At 72.4% G+C, this 8,859-nt stretch carries 1 protein-coding gene; it reads left to right on the top strand.

Annotation, left to right across the window (positions count from 1 at the left end; all coding sequences use genetic code 11):
- Positions 1-8,836, top strand: an 8,836-nt coding sequence (locus tag IE217_RS34050) for a type I polyketide synthase (RefSeq protein WP_190181832.1), incomplete at its 5' end; no start/stop codon positions are given.
- Positions 8,837-8,859 lie beyond the last annotated feature (23 nt).

The following is an 8,859-nucleotide window of genomic DNA, read 5'->3' on the forward strand; positions in this document are numbered from 1 at the left end:
TGCCAGCAACGGGCTGACCGCCCCCAACGGGCCCTCCCAGCAACGCGTCATCCGCCAGGCACTGGCGTCCGCCGGGCTGAGCACCACGGATGTCGACGCGGTGGAGGCCCACGGCACCGGCACCCGCCTCGGTGACCCGATCGAGGCGCAGGCCCTGCTGGCCACCTACGGCAAGGACCGCGCCGAGGAGCGGCCGCTCTGGCTGGGCTCCATCAAGTCCAACATCGGGCACACGCAGGCCGCCGCGGGCGTCGCGGGCATCATCAAGATGGTGATGGCGATGCGCCACGGTGTGCTGCCGCGCACCCTGCACGTCGACGAGCCGTCGCCGCACGTGGACTGGTCCGCCGGTGCGGTGGAGTTGCTCACCGAGTCCCGGCAGTGGCCGGAGACCGGCGGCCGCCCGCGCCGGGCTGGTGTGTCGTCCTTCGGGATCAGCGGAACCAACGCCCACACCATCATCGAGCAGGCACCAGTAGCGGTCGAGACGGAACCGGTCCAGGCTGCGCCGCATCGCGCGCCCTCGGTGGTTCCGTGGGTGCTGTCCGCCAAGAGCGCCGAGGCGCTCCGGGCGCAGGCCGAGCGGCTGAGCACGTACGTGGATGAGCGTCCCGGCGATCTGCGACTCGCTGACGTGGGCTACTCGTTGGCCGTGGGCCGTGCGGCCTTCGAGGAGCGGGCGGTGCTCGTCGCGGGTGACCGCGAGGACTTCGTACGTCAGCTGGGCGCCCTGGCGAGTGGCGAGGCGCCGGCCGGGACGGTCACCGGTACTCCGGTCGGCGGCAAGCTGGCGTTCCTGTTCACGGGGCAGGGCAGCCAGCGGCTGGGCATGGGCCGCGAACTGTACGACGAGTACCCGGTGTTCGCCCGTGCCCTGGACGAGGTCTTCGACCAGTTCGAACTGCCACTGCGTGAAACGGTCTTCGGGGAAGACCCCGAGCCGCTCGACCAGACGGCTTACACGCAGCCGGTGCTGTTCGCCATCGAGGTGGCGCTGTTCCGGTTGCTGGAGTCGTGGGGTGTACGCCCCGACTTCCTGTCCGGGCACTCCATCGGTGAGCTGGCGGCCGCGCATTGTGCGGGTGTGCTCTCGCTGGAGGACGCGTGCACGCTGGTCGCGGCGCGCGGCCGGCTGATGCAGGAACTGCCGGGTGGCGGCGGGGCGATGGTGGCCGTGCAGGCTGCTGAGGAGGAGGTCGTCCCGTATCTGACGGATGCGGTGAGCATCGCGGCGGTCAACGGCCCGGCCTCCGTCGTGATCGCGGGCGACGAGAGCGCCGTACTGGACATCGCGGCGACCTTCGAGAAGCAGGGGCGGAAGACCAAGCGTCTCACCGTCAGCCACGCCTTCCACTCCCCGCACATGGACGGCATGCTGGACGCCTTCCGTGAGGTCGCCGAGGACCTGTCCTACCAGGCTCCGCGCATCCCGATCGTCTCCAATCTCACCGGTGCCATCGCCTCCGCCGAGGAGATCAGCACCCCCGACTTCTGGGTCCGCCACGTCCGCGAGGCCGTCCGTTTCCACGACGGCATCCGCACCCTCGAAGCCGAGAACGTCACCACGTACCTCGAACTCGGCCCGGACGGCGTACTGTCCGCGCTCGGCCAGGACTGCTCCACCGTCGAAGGCCATGCCTTCATCCCGGCGCTCCGCAGGAACCGTCCGGAAGCCGAGGCCCTGACCACCGCGCTGTCGCACGCCCACACGCGAGGCATCTCCATCGACTGGCAGGCGTACTACGCGGGTACCGGTGCGAGCCGTCTCCCGGACCTCCCGACGTACGCCTTCCAGCGGGAGCGCTACTGGCTCGAGATTCCCGCCGCTCCAGTCGCGGCTGCGGCCACCGACGTGGACTCCGTGGACGCCCGTTTCTGGGAGGCCGTGGAGCGCGAGGACCTCGAATCGCTCGCCCAGACCCTGGACATGCCGACGACGAGCGGCGATGCCCTGGAAGCCGTGCTGCCGGCGTTGACGGCGTGGCGTCGGCAGCGGCTGGAGCAGTCCGTGGTCGACGGCTGGCGTTACCGGGTCGTGTGGAAGCCGGTGACCGCACGCGTGACCGGCGTGCTGTCCGGCACCTGGCTGGTGGTCGTACCGGCCGGGCGGGAGGACGACGGCCTGGCCACCGCTGTGACCGGCATGCTGTCCGCTCGCGGCGTTGACGTACGAACCCTGCCCCTGCCACCGGAGCTGGGCCGTGAGGACGTAACCGCCCTGCTGCGTACGGCAGCAGCCGTGCCCGAGGGCGCGACCCTCACCGGTGTTCTGTCCCTGCTCTCCACGGAGCAGGAGTCCAACGCGCCCGTGCGATCCGCGGTGTTGGTGCAGGCGCTGGGCGATGCCGGTGTCGACGCACCGCTGTGGTGCGTGACGCGCGGCGCGGTCTCGACCGGCCGCGGGGACCGCCCGGGCAGTGCGGCGCAAGCCGGTGTGTGGGGTCTGGGCAGGGTGGCCGCGCTGGAGCACCCCGGACGCTGGGGCGGTCTGGTCGACCTCCCGCGGACTGATGAGCCCGTGAACGACCGCGCCCTGGACCGCATGGCGGACGTACTGGCCGGACTCGGGGACGAGGACCAGCTCGCGGTGCGGGACTCGGGCGTCTTCGCCCGCCGCCTGGTACGGGCGCGGGCGGGGCAGGACGGCCCCTCTTCCCAGGCCCCAGCACCCACCTGGACACCCGAAGGCACCGTCCTGGTGACCGGCGGAACGGGCGCGCTCGGCGCGGAAGTCGCGCGCTGGCTGGCGCGCAACGGCGCCACCCACTTGGTGCTGACGAGCCGACGCGGTGCCGACGCGCCCGGTGCCGTCGAACTCGAGGCGGAACTCGTCTCGTTGGGTGCCCGCGTGACACTCGCGGCCTGCGACGCAGCCGACCGAGAGGCGCTGGCCGCACTCCTTGAGCCACTGCGCTCCGAACTCACGGCCGTGATCCACACCGCCGGTGTGCTGGACGACGGTGTGCTCGACGCGCTGACGCCGGACCGGTTCGAGAGCGTGTGGCGGGCCAAGGCCGACTCGGCCCGCAACCTGCACGAACTCACCCGCGACCTCGACCTCTCCGCCTTCGTGCTCTTCTCGTCCATCAGCGGCACCCTCGGCAGCAGCGGCCAGGCGAACTACGCCGCGGCCAACGCGTACTTGGACGCACTGGCCCAGGAGCGCCGGGCGGACGGCCTGCCGGCCGTCTCCATCGCCTGGGGCGCGTGGGCGGCGGGCATGGCCGCCGACGACGACATCGCACGGCGCATGCGGGGGAGCGGCGTACCTCCGATGGCCGCGGACACCGCGATCCGCGCGCTGAGCCAGGCCGTGGACTCGGGCGAGGCGGCGCTGACCGTCGCCGACCTCGACTGGGAGCGGCTGACGCCCGGCCTGGCGGCGGTGCGGCCCAACCCGTTCATCGGCGAACTGCCCGAGGTGCGCGCGGCCCTCGACAGCGTGAACTCACTTGCTGGGGGCGCGAAGAGGCGCGACGCGGGTCCGTCGATCGCCGAACGGCTCTCCGGAATGTCCCCGGCCGACCAGGAGCGTACGGTCCTCGAACTGGTCCGTACCCACGTCTCCGCCGTCCTCGGACACCACGGCTCGGCGGCGATCGGCGCCGAACGAGCCTTCAAGGAGCTCGGCTTCGACTCGCTCACGGCCGTCGAACTCCGCAACCGCCTCGGCGCGGCGACCGGCGTGGACCTGCCCGCCACCCTCGTCTTCGACTACCCGACCGCCTCCGCACTGGCGGGCCACCTGCGCACCGAACTCCTCGGCACGCAGGCGGCGTCGGCTTCGGCATCGGCCGCGGCTGCTTCCTCAGCGCCGGTGGCGTCTGCCCCAGTGGACGACGACCAGATCGCCATCGTCGCGATGAGCTGCCGCTTCCCGGGCGGCGTACGGTCGCCTGAGGACCTGTGGCAGCTGCTGACTTCCGGCGGCGACGCGATCTCCGCGTTCCCGCAGGACCGCGGCTGGGACCTCGGGCGCCTCTACAGCCCCGACCCGGACAAGCAGGGCACGTTCTACGCACGCGAGGGCGGATTCCTCTACGACGCGGCCGAGTTCGACCCGGCGTTCTTCGGGATCTCGCCGCGTGAGGCCCTCGCCATGGACCCGCAGCAGCGGCTGCTCCTGGAGACCTCCTGGGAGGTGTTCGAACGCGCCGGGATCGATCCCGAGTCGGCGCGCGGCAGCCAGGCCGGCGTCTTCGTCGGCACTAACGGCCAGGACTACGACTCCTTCGTGCAGACCCTGCCCGAGGGCATAGAGGGCTACCTCGGCACGGGCAACGCGGCCAGCGTCGTGTCCGGCCGCCTCGCCTACGTCTTCGGTCTCGAAGGCCCGGCGATGACGGTCGACACGGCCTGCTCGTCCTCGCTGGTCGCGCTGCACCTCGCCGCACAGGCGCTGCGCAGCGGCGAGTGCGACCTGGCGCTGGCCGGCGGTGTGACGGTGATGTCCTCGCCGGGTGCCTTCATCGAGTTCAGCCGCCAGCGGGGTCTTGCGGCTGACGGCCGGGTCAAGGCCTTCTCGGCCGATGCCGACGGCACCGGCTGGGGTGAGGGTGTGGGCATGCTGCTCGTGGAGCGGCTGTCGGACGCCCGGCGCAAGGGTCACCCGGTGCTCGCCGTCGTACGCGGCTCGGCGATCAACCAGGACGGGGCCAGCAACGGTCTCACGGCTCCGAACGGTCCGTCTCAGCAGCGCGTCATCCGGCAGGCGTTGGCGTCCGCCGGTCTGTCGGCCGCGGATGTGGACGCGGTGGAGGCGCACGGTACGGGTACGACGCTGGGCGACCCGATCGAGGCCCAGGCCCTCATCGCCACCTACGGCAAGGAGCGGCCCGCCGAGGACCGGCCACTGCTGCTCGGCTCGATCAAGTCGAACATCGGTCACACGCAGGCCGCCGCGGGCGTGGCGGGTGTGATCAAGATGGTGCTGGCCATGCGGCACGGTGTGTTGCCGCAGACCCTGCACGTCGGCGAGCCGTCGCCGCACGTGGACTGGTCGGCGGGGGCCGTCTCGCTGCTCACCGAGAACCGTGAGTGGCCCGAGACCGGACATCCGCGCCGGGCGGGCGTGTCTTCCTTCGGGTTCAGCGGTACCAATGCCCACACCATCCTCGAGGAGGCACCCGCCGAGCACCCCGGGGCCGTTGCCGAAGGACCGGTGCCGGCCGTCGTGCCGCCGTCCGCGAGCACGTTGTGGGTGTTGTCGGCGAAGTCGGAGGCCGCGTTGCGGGCTCAGGCGGAGCGGGTGCGGGCGCGGGTGATCTCCGGTGGGGAGGAGCTGCGGCCGGTGGATGTCGCCTACTCGCTGGCGACCTCGCGGGCTGCGCTCGATGTCCGCGCGGCGGTCGTCGGTGACGGTGGGGACAGTGCGCGGGAGGTGCTGCTGGCGGGGCTTTCCGCGCTGGCGGCGGGTGAGCCGGGGGCGCAGGTGGTGCGGGGCGTGGCCGGTGAGGGCCGTACGGCCCTGCTGTTCACGGGTCAGGGCAGCCAGCGGTTCGGGATGGGCCGGGAGTTGTACGAGGCGTATCCGGTGTTCGCCCGGGCCCTGGATGAGGTGTTCGCCCGGTTCGAACTGCCGCTGCGCGAGGCAGTGTTCGGAGGCGGCGAGGAGGTGTCCGGGCTGCTCGACCAGACGGCGTACACCCAGCCCGCGTTGTTCGCCATCGAGGTGGCGCTGTTCCGGCTGCTCGAATCGTGGGGTGTGCGGCCGGACTTCCTGTCCGGGCACTCCATCGGCGAGCTGGCGGCCGCGCACTGTGCCGGGGTCCTCTCCTTGGACGATGCGTGCGCGCTGGTGGCGGCGCGTGGCCGGCTGATGCAGGAACTCCCCGGCGGTGGGGCCATGGTGGCCATCCAGGCCGCCGAGGAGGAGGTCATCGCGTACCTCACGGATGCGGACGCGGTGAGCGTCGCGGCTGTCAACGGGCCGACCTCTGTCGTGATCGCGGGCGACGAGAGCGCCGTACTGGACATCGCCGCGACCTTCGCGGAGCGGGGGCGGAAGACCCGGCGCCTGACGGTGAGCCACGCCTTCCACTCCCCGCACATGGACGGCATGCTCGCGGACTTCCGCAAGGTCGCCGAGGGCCTGTCCTACGAGGCTCCGCGCATCCCGGTCGTCTCCAACCTGACCGGCACGATCGCGTCCGCCGAGGAGATCACCAGCCCCGACTTCTGGGTCCGCCACGTCCGCGAGGCCGTCCGTTTCCATGACGGCATCCGCACCCTGGAAGCCGAGAACGTCACCACCTTCATCGAGCTCGGCCCGGACGGTGTGCTGTCCGCCATGGCCCAGGAATCCGTGTCCGACACCGACGCCCTTGCCTTCCTCCCCCTCCTCCGCAAGGACCGCCCCGAGCCCGAGACCCTCACCACGGCCCTCGCCCACGCCCACACGCGGGGCATGGCGATCGACTGGCAGGCGTACTACTCCGGCACCGGCGCCCACCGCGTCGACCTGCCGACCTACCCCTTCCAGCGCCGCCGCTACTGGCTGGACGATGCCGTGACCGCCGTCGACGGACCAAGGGCGGACTCGGTGGACGCCCGGTTCTGGGAGGCGGTCGACAGCGCTGATCTGTCCGCACTCACTGCGGAGTTGGCGATCGACGCGAGTCGTCCGCTGAGCGATGTGCTGCCGGCGCTGTCGGAATGGCGCAGGCAGCGGCAGGAGCAGTCGGTGGTGGACGGCTGGCGGTACCGGGTCGTCTGGAAGCCCCTGGCCGAGCCGGCCATGGCCGGGCCGACCGGTACGTGGCTGGCGGTCGTGCCGGCCGCGATGGCGGAGGACGTCCGCGTCCGCCAGGTCCTCGACGCGCTGGGCGCGTCGGGCGCGACCGTACGGCGGGTCGCTCTGACGGACGGCGATCTCGGCGCTCCCGCCCTGCTCGCCGACCGGCTGCGCGCGGCCTCGGCGGGAGAGGCACCGGAGGGTGTGCTTTCGCTGCTGGCACTGGACGAGGGCTCGCATCCGGAGTACCCGGCGGTGTCCCGTGGGGTCCTCTTCACCGGGGAACTGGCGAGGGCGCTCGGAGAGGCGGGTCTCGACGCCCCGCTGTGGTGCGTGACGTCCGGAGCGGTCGGCACCGGGCCGTCCGACCAGACGCGCAGCGCCGCACAGGCGCAGGTGTGGGGCCTGGGCCGGGTGATCGCGCTGGAGCACCCCGAGCGGTGGGGCGGCCTGGTCGACCTGCCCGAGACCATCGACGCACGTGCCACCGCACGGCTCGCAGCCGTTCTGGCCGGAGCCGGAGCCGGAGCCGGAGCCGGAGCCGGAGCCGGAGCCGGAGCCGGAGCCGCAGCCGGACTCGGACTCGGACTCGGACTTGGAGACGAGGACCAGATCGCTATACGGACCTCAGGTGTGCTGGCGCGGCGCCTCGCGCACGCATCGGATCCGGACTACGGCACGCTTCCCGCCGCCGGAGCTGCCTGGAAGCCGCGAGGCACCGTACTGGTCACCGGCGGAACCGGGGCCCTCGGCGCCCACGTGGCCCGGTGGCTCGCCCGCAGCGGCGCGGAACGCCTGGTGCTGACCAGCCGGCGCGGACCCGACGCGCCCGGAACCGAGGCGCTGACGGCGGAGTTGAGCGCGATGGGCGCCGAAGTGACGGTCACGGCGTGCGATGTCACTGACCGGGACGCCGTCGCCGGCCTGCTCGCGGACATGCCGGATCTCACCGCCGTGGTGCACACGGCCGGAGCCGGGCAGTACGCCCCGCTCGCCGAGACCGGTCCCGCCCAGGTCGCCGAGGTAATGGCCGCCAAGGTGGCGGGAGCCGCACATCTCGACTCGCTGCTCGAAGACCGCCCCCTCGACGCCTTCGTGCTGTTCTCGTCGATCGCCGGTGTGTGGGGGAGCGGCGGCCAGGGCGCATACGCCGCTGCCAACGCCTACCTCGACGCGCTCGCGGAGCGACGCCGGGCACGCGGGCTGACGGCGACCTCGGTCGCATGGGGACCGTGGGCGGACGGCGGCCTGGTGGCCGACGAGGACGCGGTGGAGCAACTGCGCCGCCGTGGCCTGCCGGTGATGGCCCCCGAGCGTTCGATCAGCGCGCTGCACAGCGCGCTGGACCGCGACGACACGTCGGTGACCGTTGCCGACGTGGACTGGGCGCGCTTCGTACCGGCGTTCACGGCCGCGCGGCCGCGTCCGCTCATCGCGGACCTTCCCGAGGTCCGGCGCGCGCTCGCGAGCGAGGCCGGAACCGGGTTCGGCGGCGGGGCCGGAAGCGGGTTCGGCGGCGGGGCCGGCATCGCGGACGAGGCCGGGACCGGGGGCGGCTCCGCCACCGCTGCCGCCGCGGAAGCTCTGCGGCAGCGGCTGGCCGGTCTCCCCGACGCCGAAGCCGCGGACGTACTCCTGGACCTTGTACGCACGCACGCCGCCGCGGTGCTCGGCCACGACGGAACCACCGACGTGGCGGCCGGCCGCGCCTTCAAGGAACTCGGATTCGACTCGCTCACCGCCGTCGAACTCCGCAACCGCCTGGGCTCGGCCACCGGCCTGCGGCTGCCCGCGAGCCTGGTCTTCGACTACCCGACCCCGTCCGCCCTCGCCGAGCACCTGCGGACCGGCATCCTCGGCGAGCAGGACGGCGCGCCCGCGCTCCCCGCGCTCGCCGAGATCGACCGGCTGGAATTCATCCTGACCTCCGTGGCCGGGGACAGCGCGGAACGCGCGAGCGTCACCGCCCGCCTGGAGAAACTGCTCCTCAAATGGAACGAGATCGAGAGTGCGGCCGCCGGCGAAGACGACAGCGATGACCTCGAATCGGCATCTGCCGACGACATCTTCGACATCATCAACAACGAATTCGGACGCTCCTGACGTGATGAGCGCACACATTTCCG

Source organism: Streptomyces naganishii JCM 4654 (assembly GCF_014650575.1).
Classification (GTDB): Bacteria; Actinomycetota; Actinomycetes; order Streptomycetales; family Streptomycetaceae; genus Streptomyces; species Streptomyces naganishii.